This is a genomic window from Atribacterota bacterium (genome assembly GCA_028717805.1).
GTDB lineage: Bacteria > Atribacterota > Phoenicimicrobiia > Phoenicimicrobiales > Stramentimicrobiaceae > Stramentimicrobium.
In genome coordinates this window covers 79355-99747 of sequence record JAQUNC010000003.1, presented here as the reverse complement: position 1 = coordinate 99747, position 20393 = coordinate 79355, and the positions used below count along the sequence as shown (strand labels likewise).

The following is a 20393-nucleotide window of genomic DNA, read 5'->3' as shown; positions in this document are numbered from 1 at the left end:
ACAAAGAGGATCAATTACTACAAGAAGATGATCCTCTATTAGAAGAAATAAAACAAATTAAAGAAGGAGTCAATGTCCGGGAGGAATTGGTGGCTACTTAATTTTACAGAAAAATTGGGATTGACTCAGAATATTTGCATAGAACATTATTTTATATTCTTATGATTAGGTTTTGTATTATAATAATTAATATATTATAAATAGTAATAGGAGTTAGCAAATGGAATTAAAAATAGGAATGAAAGCACCTGATTTTAATTTACCTGATAGCCAGGGTAATGATGTATCATTATCCACTTTTAAGAGCAGGAATATTATTTTGTATTTTTATCCCAAAGATAATACTACTGGATGCACAGTAGAAGCAGTAAATTTTAGAGATAATTACAAACAAATCACAGAAAGCAACACCATAGTTCTTGGCATTAGTAAAGACAGTGTCAAATCTCATCTTAACTTTGCTCAAAAGTATAATTTACCCTTCTAAAACCAGCTTTAGCGAAATATGCTTTTCTTGTAGATAGCAATGAACAGGATATATATATTTTTGATAATATTTCAGCAGGTAGCTACGCTATTGTTATTTTTCAAGATATCAATAAAAATGGTAACCTAGATACCAATTTGTTTGGTATCCCCAAAGAGCCTTTTGGATTTTCCAACAATCCACGGTTGTTGTTAGGACCACCATCTTTCAAAGCTTGTCAGATACAACTATTAGATAATTCAATGATAAAAATAAAACTAAGATGAAGGAGAAAAATATTATCCTATATATGGAGTATGATTTTCACATTTTTTACCTACAATGATAAATAATTAATGGTTTTATGGTATGCATTATCTTAAATTATTTATATTCTGGATAATTGGGTGGGTATTTTTAAATAGTAAGAGCAGAGTTATAAAGGTGGAAAAACTTAAAGACAAAGAAGTTTGCCTTTCCATTATAATTCCAGCTAAGAATGAAGAGAAAAATACTGGCAAAGTCTTAAATAGCATCAAGAGGCAAAGTTATGAACCATATGAAATTATTGTAGTTAATGACAAATCTACAGATAAAACTGAGGCCATTGCCTCTACTTATTCAGGCATTAAGATTATATCATTAGACAGTGAACCTCCTAAAGGCTAGATCGGTAAACCATGGGCATGTTGGAACGGTTATTTAAATTCTACTGGTAATTTGTTACTCTTTCTGGATGCTGATGTAGAACTAGCTGAAGAAGCTTTAGAGATTTTAATTACTAAATATTTTCAAAAAAAGGCTTGATATCTGTCTGGCCTTATCAAAGATTTAAAAGCTATTATGAGAACATCTCAATATGGCTTTTCAATTAATTGTTCTATCTTTACTAAGTTCCTTTCCCTTTTTATATACACTACAGCCGACAGTCATTTTTGGCCCGGTAATCCTTACTTCTAAAGTTGATTACCAAAAAATTGGTGGACATCAATCAGTAAAGAATAGGGTAGCGGAAGACTTAGATATTAGCAAGATCTGTTTAAAGGAAAGAATTAAAATATAGTTATTTAGGTGGGAAAATAATAAAATTTCGGATGTATCCTGAGGGATTTAACCAACTATGGGAAGGGCTTACTAAAAATATTGCTACTGAAGCAATAGGAATGAATTGTATTAATTTCATAATCTTATTTCTGTGGTTTATAGGTATATACTCTTCTTTTTTAACATTTTTTTCTAAATCAGGATCTCTTATTTACTATCCTCTCTATGTAATACAAATATATTCACTATTAAATAAAACTGGTGATTATGTTGTTCAGGATGCTATTTTATACCCTTTGCATTTTTTATTTTTTCTGGTAATCTTTGTTAGCTCAATCTTCAAAAAATTTATTCTTAAATCTGTAATTTGGAAGGGAAGAAAAATAAATGTATAGTTTACTAGCAATTATTTTACAATTTTTGTCTGGATCTATCATGTATTCTTACCTTATAGCGAAATTACTAGGAATTAATTTGTGTCTGATTGGTGATAGGAATCCTGGCTTGACCAATCTCTGGAGAGCTAAAGGTATAAAGTTTGGTATTATTGGATTGCTATTAGATTATTTTAAAGGGATTTTTCCACTGATTTTATTTATTACCAATGATATTATTCATGATGAACTGTTAATCTCAATTATTGCATTTTTTGGAATTTTGGGGCATGCTTTTTCCCCTATTCTAAGATTTAAAGGCGGAAAAGCAATAGCAACTTCCTTTGGTGCCTGGACTGTGCTAACAAAATGGGAAGCACTGACTATTCTTGGAATTACCTTTCTATTATTTACCTTCTTAAAACCAAAGGATTTGAAAAGGCAAGATAATTATATTACAGTTCTACTGGGGTTTTTAATCTTATTACCATATATATTGTATAAATTTTATATTGGACATGTTCATCTTATTTTGTTTTATATGGGTAATATGGGTGTTATCAGCTATAAATACTGGTATGATTGGATTAAATATTTCAAAAAAAGAAATAGTTAATCATTTACTTTAATGTTTTAAAAATTGCCATTCTATTTTAAGGTTGGTATAATAAAAACTGGTTTTATCAATTCTAGATTTCCAGAAATGCATTCATTATAAAGTTGCAATATTTAAAGTAGATTACCATTTTATAGGTGATGAATTATAGGAATAGGCTTTCTATAATCTATTTTTTATTTAATAGTGGGAAAAGTATAGAAAGAGACTTGGTAAATTCATGATCTTTTTTAATAAAATATCTAAATAAAGGAGTAAAAGGAGTATGATTATCCTATCTTTTAATTGTGGTAGTTCATCTGTAAAATACCAGCTATACAATTGGGCTAAAAAAGAGATAATTGCTAAAGGAATTGTGGAAAGAGTGACTATAGGAGATTCTTTTTGCGTTCATGAAGTTAATCATAGAGAAAAGATAACCTTACAACATGATTGCCCCACTCATAAGGAAGCAATAAAGTTAATAATTGAAACTCTAATCCATCCGAAGCATGGAGCTATCAAACAATTGTCTGATATCTCTGCCATCGGCCATAGGGTAGTACACGGAGGTGAAAAATTTTCTAAGTCTGTTCTTATTAATCAAGAAGTCTTAGACACTTTTAAAGAGTTAGCAGTGCTTGCTCCTTTACATAATCCTCCTAATATTATGGGAATAGAAGCAGCTATGGAACTATTACCAGATATACCACATGCTGCTATAATGGATACTGCCTGGCATCAAACCATGCTACCGTATGTATATACATATGCCGTCCCTTATGAGTGGTACGAAAAATATAGAATTAGAAGATATGGTTTTCATGGCACTTCTTTATTATATGTAGCAAAAAGGGCAGCAGTACTTTTACAGAAAGATCCTTTTCAATGTAATATTATTAGTTGCCACATAGGAAATGGAGTAAGTGTAAATGCAGTAAAAAATGGTTTATCATACGATACCAGCATGGGATTCACTCCCTTAGAAGGTGCTATTATGGGTACCAGAGCAGGCGATCATGATGCTGCTTTAGACTTCTATGTTATGCAGAAAGAAAATTATTCTCCCAAAGAAATTGATACAATATTAAATAAAAAAAGTGGATTATTGGGAATTACTGGGAAATATATAGATAGAAGAGATGTAATAAAAGCTGCTGAAAAAGGAGAAGAAAGAGCAAAACTTGCTATAGAAATGGAAGTTTATAGATTGAAAAAATATATTGGCGCTTATACAGCAGTTTTGGGTAGGTTGGATGCCCTTATTTTTACTGCAGGAGTTGGTGAAATGAGTAATGTTATTCGTGCCAAGGTATTAGATGGATTGGAAACCTTAGGAATTAAATATGATCCCGAGAAGAATAAATTAGCACGAACTAGAAATAAAGAATCTGACATCTCTGCTTTTGATTCAAAGATAAAAATATTTGTTATTCCAACTGATGAAGAATTAGTCTTTGTAGAGGATGTAGTGGCTTTAATTGAAGGTACCTATGATATTCATACTAACTTTAGATATACTTTTCAGGAGAGAGACTATAAGAATTTGATGAGAGAAAAGGCATATAAAAAGGAACAAGAAAAATACTCATAATAAAATAACTAAAAAATAAAATATTTTAATATATATAACATTAATAATATAATGATTTATTATGTTTGTATATATAAATTAAAAAATTGTACTATAGCACAGTCTTCTAAAAAATTCTTCGCTTTCTTATTAAATTTTATGAGAAAAGAGAAAAATTTTTAAAGATCATTTTTAATTTTATAGGTATACTATCTTCTATAAACACATAAAACTGTTTAATAGAGTATAGATTGGGAAATTGACCTTATTTAACCTGAATGGAAAGTTTAGTAAGACTTCTATTTCTATCTATCTGGTTAAATATGGTATAATATTTCATAATTTTAAGAGTATTGAATATTATTATACTATTTAGTTATAGGAGTTGTAGATGTTTTTAAAAAAGGATATAGAAAAAGATATTTACCGAAAACGAAGTAAAATAGCAGTTGAAGCTTTAAAAAAAAATGAGTTTGATGCTTTCTATGTAGATAATTCAGAAGAGGCTTTAACCAGAATAACGGCACTAATTCCTGATAATGCTACCATAGGTATTGGTGGCTCAGTAACAATTAGAGAAATAGGATTAGCTGAAATTTTACAAAAGAAGGATTGTGTTATATTTGCTGATTGGAATGATCCATTATCAAAAGCGGAAAAGATGAAAATAAGGAAAGCCACTCTTAACAGCGATATTTACCTTACCAGCAGTAATGCTATTACCCTCAAAGGACAATTAGTAAATATTGATGGAACAGGGAATAGAGTAGCGGCTATGATTTTTGGTCCAAAAAAGATAATTATTGTAGCCGGTGTCAATAAAATTGTGGATAATTTAGATGAAGCTTTTGCCAGGATAAGAAATATTGCTGGACCTCTGAATGGAAAAAGATTAAATCTGAATACTCCCTGTGCTTTAACAGGAAGATGTACTGATTGCCAGAATCCTCAAAGAATGTGTAAGGTTTCTGTAGTTATGGAAAAGAAACCAAACTTATCAGATATTACTGTAATTATTATTGGAGAAAGCTTAGGATTTTAATCATTATTTAGATTTTTATATCTATTGATTAATAATACAATATTATGGTTTTGGAAAGATAAAAAAATATTGAGAGATGATTTAAAATTATATTGTTTGGAATAATTGAGGAGAGGATATTTTTATGAAAGCAATAATCCTTTGTGCTGGAAAAGGAACTCGCTTAAGGCCTTTAACTTATACCAGTGCCAAGCATTTGATTCCTCTGGCAAATAAACCTGCCCTGGAATACGGTATTGAGAAGATTATTGAATGTGGTATTAGAGAAATTGGTATAATAATTGGAGAGGAAACTGGTGAAGATATCAGGATGGCAATGGGTGATGGGAAGAGATGGGAAATAAAAATAAGTTATATTCTGCAAGCAGAACCACTTGGTCTAGCTCATGCTGTAAAAATTGCCCATAATTTTCTGCAGGATGAAACTTTTTTAATGTTTTTGGGCGATAATTTATTAAAAAATAGTATAAATCAGTATCGCCAGAAATTTGAAAAAAGTAAATCCAATGCCTTTGTATTATTAACAAAAGTAGAGAATCCAGAACAGTTTGGTGTAGTTGAACTTAAAGATAATAAGATCATTAGAATGGTAGAAAAACCTAAGATACCAAGAACTGATTTGGCATTAATTGGTGTTTATTTTTTTGATAAGACTATACATCAAGCTGTTAATAATATTAAACCTTCTGCTAGAGGTGAATTAGAAATAACAGATGCTATTCAATGGCTGGTAGATAATCAATATAATGTAGAAGCAGAAATTATTGAGGGTTGGTGGAAAGATACTGGAAAACCAGAGGATATCATTGAAGCAAATAGACTAATTTTGGAAGGCATTCCTCGAGATTTAGAGAAAGCTAAAATTGATAATAAATCAAAAGTATTTGGTAGAGTTAATTTAGCCAGAGATGTTGAAATTATTAATTCAACAGTACTGGGACCAGTAATTATTGGCCAAAATGCTAGAATAATTAATTCTTATATTGGACCTTTTACCTCATTATCCAGAGGAGTTGAAGTAGAGGATAGTGAAATTGAATACAGTGTTATTATGGCTAATACCCAGATAAAAAATGTAACACATCGTATGCAAAATTGTCTGATTGGAAAGGACGTTCGCATTTATCGTTCAAAAGATATTCCTATAGTTTATAGATTTGTGTTAGCAGATGAGAGTAGGATCCGTTTAATTTAATTATATCAGGTAAAAAAATAATCTGGGGTACATTTTTTGTTTTTTAGTTAAAAATTAATTAATGATTGGATACCTATGCTATAGAAAAGATAAAAAAAATAAAATACCAGTATAGGTTTAAAACGAGAATCCTATCCGACCATAAAGACGGTAAGGTAATTTTTGAGTGATTGGTTTTCCTACTCCCAGAGATAATATTATTTCATCAGTATACCTTTGTTTGAATATTAAATCTATCTCAGCACCAATAGAAATATTTATATCTTCTAGAGCAGGGAATATTGTTCTATCCCAGGCATGTCCTGCATCTAAAAATATTTTTCCAGAAACTTGCTCTAAAAAAGTGGAGGCTTGCTTGAATCCAATCTTTCTCTCCATCATTTTTATGGGAAAACGATATTCTAGAGAGCTAAGGAATAGATGATTTCCGGAAAAAGATGAGTCTGGGAATCCTCTTAAAGAGAAGTAATCAGTATTTATTGAACCAAGGTCCTGAGCAGAAAAGTTTCCCCCAAGATTAAATTTTATATCTTTGTTTAGCTCGTTTGAAACAAAGCCAGCTACCAGTCGTAATGCCATAACCTGATGCTGCAGAGGCAGTGGAAAGTATTTTCTGCCATCAAAGAGTACTTTATAGAATAAAGAATCATCATTTAGCAAGGGAATAGCATATTGATAATTCAGTGAAAAAGAATTTCCTATTTCAGCACTTATGGATCCTCGATATTTTTCGGTATCATTATAACCATACTTTAAAATTAGGGAATTAACTGTTGGTATATCTTTGGTAAAATCATCATTTTCGGTATTATTGTTAGATAATGAGTACTCTCTTTGTACACCTATGGTAATATTTTTAGTGTAAAGTCGACCAGAATCCTGTTTAGTAGTGTAACCACTATCAATAAATTTTAGTGAGAATTGAAAATCAGAAAATGAGGACGTTTCTCCCTTCCATGTAAATGATAGTAACGGTTTAGACCTACGATGTGAAAATTGGAAATCATAAAATAAAGAATCATTAAAAAGACTATAGGCAAATGTTAGGGGTATATTGTAATACCCCAAATAATCCTGAGCTAGAGTGGAAAAACCAAGGTAAAAATTTTGTTCATTAATATTTATATAAGGAGTCCAATAAGTTGGAATGATACTATCCCTGGGAGAATAGCTTTTCAAGGTATAGTTAGTATTAAGTTCTTGAACATTGCTTGATAACTTTAACTGATTATTGTCTTCACTTTCTTTTAATATGGATGGTGGAAAATAGACTACATTATTTTTAATAGCCGGATAGTTTATTGAGGAATATATCTCAGGTTTATCCATTAATTCCCAAAGCATATCATCAATTTTGATTAAATGTAGTTCATATCCTGAAGAGTGGTATTGTATAAAAGCCATCTCTTTCCCATCTGGAGAGGCAGAGGGCTCAAAAGCGCCAGTAGTTACATTGGTTAAGCGATAGAACTGATCATTAGGTAGAGAATAAGCATATAAATTGAATATATTGCTTCGGTCAGAAGAGAAAAAAAGGTATTGACCATCATAAGACCAGTTTGGATTAATATCTGTATGATGGTCAAAAGTAATTGGTTTAACAGATTGTATTTGTTGGCAATTATCAAGAGTAATTATATAAATATCCTGGTAACCTTTGTGCCATAAAGAGAAGGCAATTTTATCACCATGGGGTGACCAAACGGGTTGGGAAATCTGGATTCCATCTTTAAAATCAGTCAAATATATCAAATCAGAAAAAGAGATTGTTTTATTTTGTAACAAATTATTTTCAAGTTGTGGCATATCAAAAGATAGCAATATAAGATTATTAGTTCCTGCTTCATTTATAACTGCAGCTAACTTTCCTATCAAGGGATCAGGGTGCCAGGCCGGGTCTTTGATTCTCATCTTTTCAGTCAGTTTAGATTGCTTACCAGTATTTAAATTATATAAAAATAGGTCGTGGAAAGCATAATAGTGTTGGTATTGAATTAATTTAGAATAAATCAGATATTGGTAGTTTGGTGATAGACAGTATGAGATACCCTGTCCAGCAGTTCTTTTTATTAAAATGCTTTCTTTTTTTGAATTAAAATCGTATTTGCGAATAGTTGGATAAAGGTGTGGTGTCAAAACCTTATAAACAAGATAGGATTTTTGTTTTTCTTCATCTATTAACCATGATGGATTCTCAACCCAATACTGGTGAGCGGTAATTTGCTCAGATTTGGTGATATCATTATATTTAATGATTTGTTCAATTTGTTGTCTAAAATATTTCTCTTTTTCACCTTTCCATTCTTGAAAAAGTTCATTTTGATCAATTCCTAAAACTTTTTTTAAAGTCCAATTCATTCCCAACAGCGGTAAGGAGGAAAACTTTTTGCTAATAGCAATTAGTTTTTCTTCTCCATATTGATTTGCAATAAAGTGAATCAGGGATTGTCCATAAATATAAGGAGCATTTCCTCCTGGCCAAGATACCAGATATCCTCCCTCTAATTGATCCAGTCTTTTTAATTGATTTTCTAAAAAATCAGTTCTGAGATACATCTCGTATCTACTATCCTGAAGACGTCCCCCAGTAGATAATTTGCTTTCATTGTAAATGGCTAATCCTTCAGTGGACCAGAGAGGCTGCAAGGCATTAGGAGCAATAATTTGACCTAAAAAAAAGCGCATAAAAGTGGTTAATTTATTGGTCATATCAAAATGAGCTAAGTGTGTATATTCATGAGCTATCAATATTCTAAGCCAGCTTTCAAATTTAGTGTCGAATATTTCAGGTCCTGGAGCGGTCAGATTAACACGAATAACACGATGAGGAATTGTTGAAGCAAAGCCATAAGTAGAATCTCTGAAATCTTCCAAAATAATGGTAAATTTTTGGTCAGAATGATAAGGCTTTCCTAACTGCGAAGTTATTTTAAGGTAGATTTCGTCAGCTATTTCAGCAATATTAATGGCAATATGCTTATATTGAAATGATTTTTTATCTGTAATTTCTGCTGGAAAGATTACAGAGCAGTATTGACCATCTAATACATTCCAGGTGATTGATGGATCGTAGTTTTGGGCATAAGATGATAGTTGAAAATAATTGTGAAAAAATAAGCTTAATAAAGAATAAAATAATAGTGAAAAGAGGAAAAAAATTGTAAGTACAAAAAAGAATTTTTTATCAATGTGTTTATATCTATACATAGTTTCCTATAAGCTTACTTTTTTAAATTATATCTTTTTTTTAAAACTCTTACAATTAATTAATAATACTTTGGAAATAATTTCATTAATCAGGTATAATAAAAAAGATTTTTAGGAAGATCGGGGGTAACGAGTGTATGGTAAAAAAAGAAAAAATATTTAAGAAAAGTAATCACTATAAAAAAAAGTTTTTTGATATTCTTTTCTATACTATTAGTGTCATTGTTATCATAGTATTATTGTTTATCGGATTAAGACAGAGAGGCTTATTACCAATATCATGGATTGATAATAGTCCGTCTAGCCAAATCGCAAATATATCAGAAGCAGTTAAGAATAGAAGAGATAATTTTCATATTATCAATGCTCATGAACATGTGCAAAATGAAAAAAATATACCTCTGCTTCAAAAAGCTATGGAAGATTGTCAGATTAAAAAGATGGTATTACTGGGAACCTCTGATTTTACCTTTTTCTTAAATCCTGATTATGGCTTTACCGGTTACGAGGAAAACAACGAGTTTATTATTAAATTGAGTCAAGAATATCCTGATAAATTTGCTGCCTTGGTAACTCTGGATCCCTGTGATGAAAATAAGATGGTAAAATTAAAAAATTATATAAAGAATGGAGTAGCCGGGGTCAAACTATATAATGGACATGGTAGTTTTTATGATTTATTTTTTCAGATGTCTCTAATTGATTCTGGAATGATGGAAATATATGCTTATTGTGAACAAGAACACATTCCTATACTTTATCATATTAATATTGGACGTTTTTCAACAGAATTTGAGCATATTTTACAGGAATTTCCACAATTAACCATAATTGCTCCTCATTTTATGCTCTCAACCAGTAATTTGACTCGCTTAGATTATTTTATGCGAGAATATCCCCAATTATATCTTGATATTAGCTTTGGATATCCCGATTTCTTAGTTGCTGGATTTGGTAGAATTTCCAATAATTATAGTGCATTTCATGACTTTATGGTAACTTATAAGGATAGAATAACCTATGGAACTGATCTAGTGATAACTACCTATAGAGCCAAGAATAGGGCTTTTATTGATGATGTACATTTAGCTTATATGGATTTACTGGAAAAAGAAGACTTTATCCTTCCTTCCAGCATATATAACATGATGTCAAAAGATGCTCGTAATAATGTTGATACATCCAGAGTTTATCGAGGTTTAAATCTTGATGATGAGACATTGAGAATGATTTATCATGATAATGCAGAACGGTTATTTTTTAGTAAATAAACTTTTCTTACCTAATTAACATATAGAATAGTTTTTAGGGAATCTAGAAGAATTTGATGGTATAATTTAAATTGTAAGTAAAATTTATTAAGAGAAAAATATTTAGAGAAGAAGGAGAAAAAATCTCCTGTGTTTTTTACCAAAGTAATATTGACTGCCTTTTTTATTTCTTATATTATTACTCCTTTTATTGCTCGGTTAGGGAAAAAGCAAAATTTTGTAGATAAACCCGGATATCGCAAAATACATAGTGATGCTATTCCCAATCTTGGGGGACTGGTTATTTTTTTTGGTTTTCTATTTAGTATACTATTATTTGTATCTTTTCCAGAGCAAGTAAGGGCATTGATTGCAGGAAGTATTATCATTCTATTGTTAGGTATTGTGGACGATATTGCTGATTTAAAACCCCTGAAAAAATTTGTAATTCAAATGATGCCAGCTCTATTATTTATTGCTTATCATAATGATCTAATTATCCAGTTTATAATTCAAAAATTATCCTTTTTAAATATCATGGGATATCTATTATATCCTATATTGTTATTATGGATTGTTGGGATTACTAATTCAATTAATCTAATTGACGGATTAGATGGCCTGGCTTCCGGAATATCGGTGATTTCCTTATTTGCTTTTTTAATGTTAGGGTTTTTAGTTGATAAAAGCTTTCAAGTATATAACCTTCTAAATGCAGCACTTTTGGGTAGTATTATTGCTTTTTTTCGTTATAATTTCTATCCAGCCCAGATATTTTTAGGAGATTCTGGAAGTACATTTTCGGGATTCCTTATAGCTTCTACCTCTTCATTATGGGTAATTTACTCAGAGAAGGTAATATTTTTTATAATTCCAGTTATTATTTTAGCCTTACCTATAATTGATACTTTTTTTGCTATATGGCGCAGATACAGAAGCCATAAGCCCATTTTTCAAGCAGACCAAGGTCATTTGCACCACCGATTGTTAAAGAGAGGAATTTCTCATCGTAATGTTGTTTTAATTCTAATGTCTATAAGTTTTATTTGTAGTATAATTGCTTTAAGTATTGCCTGGTTTATTTAAATTGTTGATACTTTAATAAAATATATGAAGATTAACTAATAAGGAGAGAATCGATGTCGGCCAGAAGAAAGAAAGTCTTGGTTACCGGAGGTGCCGGATTTATTGGATCGCATATTGTTGATTTATTAATTAATAATGGTTATGAACTGATAATTATAGATGATTTATCATCTGGAAAGAAGGAAAATATTAATCCAAAAGCTCGTTTTTATCAGATTAATATTAGTGATCCCTGTATAAAAGAAATTTTTAATACTGAGAAACCAGATTATGTTTGCCATCAAGCTGCTCAAGTAAGTGTTTCCTATTCAGTCCATAATCCTAAATTGGATGCCCAATGTAATATTATAGGATTATTAAATTTATTGGAAAATTCTTTGGAGAATAAAGTAAAAGGTATTGTTTTTGCTTCCAGTGGTGGAACAGTGTATGGAGAATGTAAATCACTTCCTATTGTGGAAAATGCTCCTCTTTATCCCACTTCTCCTTACGGAATTTCTAAAATGGCTTCTGAATTTTACCTTGATTTTTATTATCGAACCTATAACTTAAAATATATTTCTTTACGCTATGGTAATGTGTATGGACCAAGACAGGATCCCTTAGGTGAAGCTGGCGTTATTGCTATTTTTATAGCGAAAATGTTAAAAGGAGAGCCCCCTATTATTAATGGCGATGGTGAATATATTAGAGATTATATCTATGTAAAAGATATTGCTAACGCTTGTTTACTCAGTATAAAAAATATGTTAAAATTAGCAGAGTTAAAAAATAAAAAAACAATAAAAAAAATCTTTAATTCTGTTAATGTTGGAACAGGTATGGGAATATCAGTAAATCAGCTTTATTCTTCTTTGCAAGGAATAATAGGATTTAACAAAAAGGCAATACATGGTCCCCCTCGGATTGGAGATTTAAGAAAGAATATTCTAGATAGTAATTTAGCAGAGCAAAAAATAGGATGGAAGGCTCAATATGGTTTAGCAGAAGGATTGAGGAAAACAGTAGAATGGTTTAAGCTACAGGAGAGATTTAGTAAATAATATAGTTAAATATTTTAATTATAAAAATTTTGAATTTAAGAATTTTTATAAAAGCTAAGTTTGCTTATCATAGATATTAGAATGTATTCAATTGACCATAGTACAACTTTTTTAAGAAACAAGTTTAATAATAATTGTTTTATTTAATATTTTGGAGGACTTTTTGTCTGAGTGGATTAATTCTCTAATTAAGATTGCAGGTATTTTTATTGCTGGTATATTAATGATATTGTTAGGGAAGTATAACCAGAAGAAAAAGCTGGTTCCTGGATTGAAGGTATTTTTTCAAATTATTATAGCGCTTTTAATTATTGCAGTTGGAATTAAAATAGAGTTTTTAAGAAATTATTCTGGTGGATATTGGTATCTTAATAATCTGTCTATACCAATTACCATTATATGGTTACTTACTATTACTAATTCAATAGGACAAACTGATGAATTAGGTGATATCACCCCAATCACTGTTTTCATTGCTGCTTTAACCTTTTTTATTGTATCTATTTTTCAACAACAGGGACTAATAATTGCGGAAGTATTATCAGCATTGTTAATTATTTTTTCTTTAGCAATTATTTTATTAAAGAGAAGAAACACATTAGAACAGAATAATTATTTTTCTTCTTATTATATGTTTTTTGGATTTATATTGGCTATTATTGCTATTGTTGGGGTTTTAAAAAGTACTGCCGCCTTAACCCTTTTAACACCACTATTAATTCTAGGATTTCCCATAGTTGATACCTCCTATTCTTTCATTGCTAATTATTTAAGAGATGATTATCTGGGAAATGTCAGTGAGAGTAGATTAAGACAACAGTTGATCGAACAGGGATTCTCCTGGAAAGGAGCCAATATGATTATCATAGCTTCCTGTATATATTTAAGTATTGTTGCAGTAATTGTATCAGTTAAAGAGGATTTATATTTATTTACAGCTATGATTGGAACCGGATACCTTGTCTATTACTGGATAAGCAAAAGAGTGCTAAATGGGCAGAGTATAATTGATGTTGATGAATATAGGCAGAAAGTGGAGTTATTTGGTGTACCAATTGATCGGATGAATTGCAATAAAGTTTTAGAACGAATTGATGGATTTGTTAAGGAGAGACAGTCTCATTTTGTTATTACTCCGGATACATTGGCAATACTAAGAGCCAGGAAAGATAGACAGTATTTGGATATAGCTAAAAAAGCAGATCTGGTTACACCAGATGGTGCAGGAATATTGTGGGCAACTGCTTTTCTGAATGAACCATTGCCAGAACGTATTACCGGGATTGATATGATTAATTATATTTGTCAGCTAGCAGTTAAAAAGAAATATAAAATATATTTATTAGGTGCTGAAGCTAAAGTTATTAAAAAAGCAGTCGAAAATTTAGAAGAGAAATACCCAGGTATTGAAATTGTTGGATATCATCATGGTTATTTCAATAATATCTCGATACAGAGAAGTAATCAAGAAATTGAAAGTGATATTATAAAAGATATAGTAGTAAAAAAACCTGATTTTTTATTGGTAGGAATGGGAGTGCCAAAACAGGAAATTTGGATATATAAATATAAAGACAAATTAGGTGTTCCTGTTTGCATTGGTATAGGAGGAAGCTTTGATGTTCTTTCCGGAAAAATACCAAGAGCTCCCTTATGGATGCAAAACCATGGTATGGAATGGATTTTTCGCTTAATTAAAGAACCGAAAAGATTAAAAAGGGCGATTCTGTTGCCTTGTTTTATCTGGCTGGTCTTATTAGGTAAAATTGAGTTGTTATTTCGGGAAGAAAGATAAATTATTAGTGATGCATTAAAGGTTGTTAATAATAATTTATAATGGTAAATAGTTATATCAAAAACAGCTAATTATTATCTTAATTTAGGAACATTAAGTTTTAATAAACCTTAATTAATATAAGGATTGAGAAATTTATTCCTCCCACATTTAAAATGCAAAAAAATAGAATCAAACCATTAAAACATCTATAGTCTTATAAGATAAGACGATATTTTGCAATAGCATAAATATTTAAAAACATCTCACTATAGAATAATATACTGCTAACAGTGCTTTAATTATTATTTTAAAAAGGACAAAAAAATGAGGATATGGGTCAAAGCAGGAATAATTTTTTTTACCCTAATAATTGAATTAGTAATGGCAAATATCCTGACCTTTGATGTAGTAAAGCCTGATTTGATGTTAATTGTGATTATCTGTTTATCATTTTTATCCAACTCCGAAGGAGGTATTATAATCGGTTTTACTGGAGGACTAGCAAAAGATATTTTTTCGGTTAATTTATTAGGTACCCATGCCTTAGTAAAAACAATAATTGGATATATATCAGGAATAATAAGAGAAAGGATATTCTATCAGCATTTGCTCTGGATAATAACCATTGTAACTTTTTTGTTTACTTTTTTGAATAATATTCTTATTTACTATTTGCTAGAATCATTACATAATGATTATAATTTTATAGCAATTTTTATGAAACATATAGTGTTGCAAGCGATAATTAATAGTATCTTAGCACCCATTATTTTTATAAGCATCAGAAAAATATGTACTTATCTTCAAAGGCGGAGTTAAGGTATGTTTAGCCAGAAAAGTAAGAAATTAAGCAAAGAGATAACCGAAAAAAGGTTAAATGATTTTTTTATATTAATAATTTTATGTTTTGTGATTGTTATAATCAATCTCTGGTATTTACAGATAATTAGAGGTAAAGAATTTGAACAAAAAGCAATTAATAATTGTATTCGTTCATTAGTTGAAGAGGCACCACGCGGGGAAGTTTATGACCGGAATGGCAAATTGTTAGTAACTAATAGGCCGGCAGTAAACTTTTCTGTAATACCTGCCGAGATAAGTGATTATCAAACCATGTCAGATAATCTTAGTTTAATTATATTCATGGATTCTTCTAGCATTCTTGATAAAATTAGAAGCAGTAAGCAAAATCCCTTCCATGCTTTAACCATAAAAAGAGACCTGGAAAAGGATAAGATAATTACTATAGAAGAACAGAAGTATAAATTTAAAGGTTCCTTGTTGACTGTTCAACCAGAAAGAAAATATCTTTATCAAAATTTAGCATCACATGTGCTGGGATATGTCAATGAAATTAGCGAAGAAGAATTAAACGCCCCTACCTTTAGTCATCTAAGTGGCGGGGATATTGTAGGAAAATCAGGATTAGAACGTTATTATGATTCATATTTAAGAGGTGAGAAAGGGAAAAAAGATGTTGAAGTAGATGCTTTGGGTCGAGAAATTACCACCATTGAGATTAAAAATCCTGTTGCCGGAAATGATATTTACCTGACTCTTGATTGTGAATTACAGCAATATATTGAACAACAAATGTTTGAAAAGAAAGGATCGGTAATAGTTAGTGAACCATTTACAGGTAAAATACTGGCTATGGTTAGCTATCCAGATTATAATCCTAATATTTTTACTCAGCAAATGACTACAGCACAATGGCAAGAAATTGCTCAAAATAAAGATAATGTTTTATGTAATCGCAATCTACACAGTATTTATCCCCCAGGTTCAGTATTTAAAGTCATTACTGCTATTGCCGCTATAGAAGAAGGGATCGTAAACTTGGGTAGTAGCATCTATTGTCCGGGATATTATCAGGTTGGAGATCTATCATTTAAATGCTGGAAAGAAAGCGGGCATGGCAAACAGGCTATAATTGAAGCAATTGCTAATTCATGTAATGTATTTTTTTATACCATCGGACAAAAGTTAGGCATTGACAAACTAAATTATTATACAAAGTTATTAGGACTTGGTGAAAAGACCGGTATAGATTTACCAGGAGAGCTGGAAGGGTTGGTACCTTCAGAAGATTGGAAAAGAGATTTTTATAACCAGTCTTGGTATCCTGGTGATACTGTTAATATGTCTATTGGTCAGGGATTTTTGCTGGTTACGCCTTTACAAATTCATAATATGCTCAGTTTAATTGCTAATGAAGGCTTATTTTTTAGATTCTATCATGTTGAAAAAATTATTTCCCAGTCTGGAGAAATTATAAAGGAATTTGAACCGCAATTAATAAATAAAATTGATATATCTCAAAATACCTTTCAAATTATCAAAGAGGGTATGAAAAAGGTTGTTGAGAACGGAACTGGGCGTTTGGCAAATATTGAAGAGATAAAAATTGCCGGGAAAACAGGCACTGCTCAGAATCCACAGGGAGAGAATCATGCCTGGTTTATTGGTTTTGCTCCTTATGATAATCCCGAAATATGTGTTACCGTACTGATAGAACATGGAGGAGATGGAAGCACTGTCGCTGCTCCTCTTGCTGGTAACATTATAAGAAAATATTTTCAACTAAAATATAATCAAATAGCTAAAGCTGAGCAATTTTAATATTATTCAAAGAGGATTCTTATGCCAGAGATAAAATCATCGCATTTTTTATCAGATAAATCATTTTTAAATCAGAATCTTCGTTTAGTTAAACATATTGATTATACTCTTATATTTTCAGTTATAGATCTTTGTATTTTAGGTTTATTGGTTATTTATAGCACCACACATCAGGAAATTGTTAATGAGGGAGCAATCCAATTTACTAAGAGCCAATTAATATATATATTGGTTGGTTTATTTTTTTGTTTTTTTGTAGCTATAATTGATTATCATGATATATCCAAAATTGCTATTCCACTTTATTTTCTGTCCATAATTATACTTGTTTATGTACTTATTTCTGGAAAAGAAACTGGAGGTTCACGACGTTGGATTCAGTTAGCAGGTAATAGATTTCAACCTGCAGAGTTCGCCAAGATTGCCTTAATTATTTTTTTATCAGATTTTTTAAGTCGGCAAAAAGATAAGCTTTCTGATTTTCTTTATTTTACTTTACCCTTTTTATTTACCGGATTATTAATGTTATTAATATATAAGCAACCAGACTTAGGCACGGCAATGGTTTTTTTTGCTATTACCTTATTTATGATTTTTATTACAGGGATTAGTTGGAAATATATTATTATAGTTTTTTTGATATTACTATCCTTATTTCCAATTATCTGGTCTTTTTTAAGGGATTACCAGAGAAATAGAATAATACTTTTTTTAAATCCAGAAATGGATCCCTTAGGTGCAGGGTATAATATTATTCAATCAAAAGTAGCAATTGGTTCCGGTGGACTATTTGGTCAAGGGCTATTTAGTGGCATTCAAAGCCAATTAAAATTCTTACCAGCACAACACACTGACTTTGTTTTTTCTGTTATTGGGGAAGAATTAGGATTCATTGGTGCACTATTATTGTTATCCCTATTTATTTTAGTATTACGGAAAGGAATTAGAATTGCTCAGGAAGCACCTGACTTATTAGGGACTTTTATGGCTACTGGAGTTACTTCTTTTATGTTTGTTCATATTTTGATTAATATAGGGATGTCTATGGGTTTGATGCCAGCGACTGGTTTGCCATTGCCATTTATCAGTTATGGCGGTACTTTTATGATTACTAACTTTATTGCTATAGGATTGCTGCTTAATATACATTTAAGAAGTATCTTTACTTAATTATTTTAATCAGGGAAAGGTGATAGAAGATAATAAACAGAAAGAGCATAAATAGTAAAAAATACAGGATGATAATCAATAGAATATTAGAAAAAGTAGAAAAACCAGGTCGGTATACAGGCAAAGAATATAATGAAATTGTAAAGAAAAATGATTCTCAATTGATTAAAATAGCCCTAGCTTTTCCAGATTTATATGAGATAGGCATGAGTTATTTGGGTTTTAAAATTCTATATGATATCATAAACAAGCGTGAAGATTCATGGGCAGAAAGAGTTTACTCACCCGCAGTTGACTTAGAAAAATGTTTAATTAATGAAGAAATGGCACTTTTTTCTCTGGAGAGCTTTAGACCTTTAAGTGAATTTGATATTATTGGTTTTAGCTTACAGTATGAATTAAGCTATACTAATGTTCTAAATATTCTCAATTTAGGAAAAATACCTTTACGTTCCATTGAACGAGATACAACAAATCCTTTAATAATTGCAGGTGGTCCTTCTGCTTTTAATCCTGAACCATTAGCTGATTTTATAGATTTATTTGTTATCGGTGATGGAGAAGAAATTATTCACGAGATTATAGATGTTTATAAAGAATGGTCAAAGAAAAGGGAGCCAAAAAATAAAAAAGAACTTTTAACTAAACTTGTAGATATAACTGGTGTTTATATTCCAGGTTTTTATAAGGTAGAATATCATCCTGATGGCAGGATAAAGTCCTATCTGAAAACTGAAAAAAAAGCTCCATTAAAAATAAAAAAAAGATTATTAAAAAACATAGATCAGGCAGCTTTCCCAATTTCTCCAATTGTACCAAATATAGATATTGTTCATAATAGAATTACTTTAGAAATATTTAGAGGTTGTACTCGTGGCTGTCGATTTTGTCAGGCTGGTTTCATATATCGACCAGTCAGAGAAAGATCTGTTGAATGTTTATTAGAATTAGCCGAAAACAGTTTTGTTAACACTGGATATGAAGAGATTTCATTATCTTCCTTGAGTTCCAGTGATTACAGCCAGATTGATAATTTAATAAAAATGATGGTTGACCGTTATCAAGATAAAGGAGTTGGTATTTCCTTACCATCTTTAAGGATAGACAATTTTTCTGTACATTTAGCAATACAGACTCAGAGGGTAAGAAAAACTGGCTTAACTTTTGCTCCGGAAGCAGGTACTGAAAGAATGAATAAAATAATAAATAAGAATGTTTGTGAAAATGACTTATATCGCACTTTACAATATGCTTTTCAAATGGGTTGGAGAAGAGTAAAGCTCTATTTTATGATAGGTTTACCAGCTGAAACATGGAATGATATTGATGGCATTGTTAAATTAATAAAAAAGGTAGAAATGATGGGCAGAGAAAAAGTAGGAAGAAAATTTTCATTAAATGTTAGCATCAATGCCCTGATTCCTAAATCTCATACTCCTTTTCAGTGGATTGCCCAAGAGAGAGAAGATCAATTACTAAAGAAATTTAATTACATTACCAGAATTGTTAGAAGTAGCAATGTTACTTGTAATTTTCCTAATGTAAGGTTAACATTATTGGAAGCTGTTTTCTCTAGAGGCGATCGGAGATTAGGTAATGTATTAGAAGAAGCTTATAGAAAAGGATGTAAATTTGATTCCTGGCAGGAACATTTTAATTTTAATGGCTGGCAGGAATCTTTTAAAAAATATGATTTAAATGTTTCTTTTTATGCCCATCGCAAGAGGGAGAAAGAAGAAATATTGCCTTGGGATATAATAGATTGCGGTGTCAAAAAGCAATATTTATGGAGTGAGTGGGAGAAAGCTGTCCGAGAAATTAATACCAAAGATTGCCGATTATCTCAATGTAATAGATGTGGATTAGAAAATGTATGTATGGAAATAGGCACAAAGAATTTTAAGAATTCTTTAAACTGTTAATAATTTAAGCTGTAAAGAAATGTGAGA

At 30.6% G+C, this 20393-nt stretch carries 16 protein-coding genes and 1 pseudogene; 16 read left to right on the top strand and 1 reads right to left on the bottom strand.

What is annotated here, in order from left to right:
- The first annotated feature begins 220 nt into the window (after window positions 1-220).
- The 8 genes and pseudogenes from PHD84_01580 (at window position 221) to PHD84_01545 (ending at window position 6289) form a co-directional block, all read left to right on the top strand.
- Window positions 221-487 (top strand): peroxiredoxin, encoded by a 267-nt coding sequence (locus PHD84_01580; GenBank protein MDD5636498.1) that lies wholly within the window; start codon window positions 221-223, stop codon window positions 485-487.
- Between the two features lie 38 nt (window positions 488-525).
- Window positions 526-753, top strand: a pseudogene (locus tag PHD84_01575) (DUF2141 domain-containing protein).
- A gap of 157 nt (window positions 754-910) precedes the next feature.
- On the top strand, window positions 911-1135 hold the full coding sequence (locus tag PHD84_01570; protein ID MDD5636497.1) for a glycosyltransferase family A protein: 225 nt from the start codon (window positions 911-913) through the stop codon (window positions 1133-1135).
- A 190-nt stretch (window positions 1136-1325) separates the two neighbouring features.
- Window positions 1326-1529, top strand: coding sequence for a hypothetical protein (locus tag PHD84_01565; protein ID MDD5636496.1), 204 nt, complete (start codon window positions 1326-1328; stop codon window positions 1527-1529).
- Window positions 1530-1897: 368 nt separating this feature from the next.
- The gene (locus tag PHD84_01560) at window positions 1898-2500 is read left to right on the top strand and encodes a glycerol-3-phosphate acyltransferase (protein ID MDD5636495.1); all 603 of its coding nucleotides are present in this window, start codon (window positions 1898-1900) and stop codon (window positions 2498-2500) included.
- Between the two features lie 265 nt (window positions 2501-2765).
- Complete coding sequence (locus tag PHD84_01555) at window positions 2766-4073, top strand: acetate kinase (protein MDD5636494.1); 1308 nt, start codon at window positions 2766-2768, stop codon at window positions 4071-4073.
- Between the two features lie 370 nt (window positions 4074-4443).
- Entirely contained in the window at window positions 4444-5094 is a 651-nt protein-coding gene (locus PHD84_01550; GenBank protein ID MDD5636493.1) for a lactate utilization protein, read from the top strand.
- Between the two features lie 124 nt (window positions 5095-5218).
- Complete coding sequence (locus PHD84_01545) at window positions 5219-6289, top strand: glucose-1-phosphate thymidylyltransferase (protein ID MDD5636492.1); 1071 nt, start codon at window positions 5219-5221, stop codon at window positions 6287-6289.
- Between the two features lie 117 nt (window positions 6290-6406).
- Here the strand turns inward: PHD84_01545 and PHD84_01540 are convergent, their stop codons facing one another.
- Window positions 6407-9496: a BamA/TamA family outer membrane protein gene (locus tag PHD84_01540; GenBank protein MDD5636491.1), complete on the bottom strand. Its 3090-nt coding sequence runs from the start codon at window positions 9494-9496 to the stop codon at window positions 6407-6409.
- A 137-nt stretch (window positions 9497-9633) separates the two neighbouring features.
- Here PHD84_01540 and PHD84_01535 point away from each other — a divergent pair, with 137 nt between their 5' ends.
- The 8 genes from PHD84_01535 (at window position 9634) to PHD84_01500 (ending at window position 20366) form a co-directional block, all read left to right on the top strand.
- The gene (locus tag PHD84_01535) at window positions 9634-10767 is read left to right on the top strand and encodes an amidohydrolase family protein (protein ID MDD5636490.1); all 1134 of its coding nucleotides are present in this window, start codon (window positions 9634-9636) and stop codon (window positions 10765-10767) included.
- A 129-nt stretch (window positions 10768-10896) separates the two neighbouring features.
- Window positions 10897-11832 carry an MraY family glycosyltransferase gene (locus tag PHD84_01530; GenBank protein ID MDD5636489.1) on the top strand — a complete coding sequence of 312 codons (936 nt, stop codon included), beginning with the start codon at window positions 10897-10899 and terminating at the stop codon, window positions 11830-11832.
- A gap of 53 nt (window positions 11833-11885) precedes the next feature.
- Window positions 11886-12875: an NAD-dependent epimerase/dehydratase family protein gene (locus tag PHD84_01525; GenBank protein ID MDD5636488.1), complete on the top strand. Its 990-nt coding sequence runs from the start codon at window positions 11886-11888 to the stop codon at window positions 12873-12875.
- Window positions 12876-13038: 163 nt separating this feature from the next.
- Window positions 13039-14670, top strand: coding sequence for a WecB/TagA/CpsF family glycosyltransferase (locus tag PHD84_01520; protein ID MDD5636487.1), 1632 nt, complete (start codon window positions 13039-13041; stop codon window positions 14668-14670).
- A 306-nt stretch (window positions 14671-14976) separates the two neighbouring features.
- Complete coding sequence (mreD, locus tag PHD84_01515) at window positions 14977-15471, top strand: rod shape-determining protein MreD (GenBank protein MDD5636486.1); 495 nt, start codon at window positions 14977-14979, stop codon at window positions 15469-15471.
- 3 nt (window positions 15472-15474) lie between these two features.
- A complete protein-coding gene (gene mrdA, locus PHD84_01510; GenBank protein ID MDD5636485.1) occupies window positions 15475-17274 on the top strand; it encodes a penicillin-binding protein 2 in 1800 nt (599 codons plus the stop codon).
- Between the two features lie 21 nt (window positions 17275-17295).
- Entirely contained in the window at window positions 17296-18444 is a 1149-nt protein-coding gene (rodA, locus tag PHD84_01505) for a rod shape-determining protein RodA (protein MDD5636484.1), read from the top strand.
- Between the two features lie 68 nt (window positions 18445-18512).
- Window positions 18513-20366, top strand: a complete 1854-nt coding sequence (locus PHD84_01500) for a TIGR03960 family B12-binding radical SAM protein (GenBank protein MDD5636483.1) — start codon at window positions 18513-18515, stop codon at window positions 20364-20366.
- Window positions 20367-20393 lie beyond the last annotated feature (27 nt).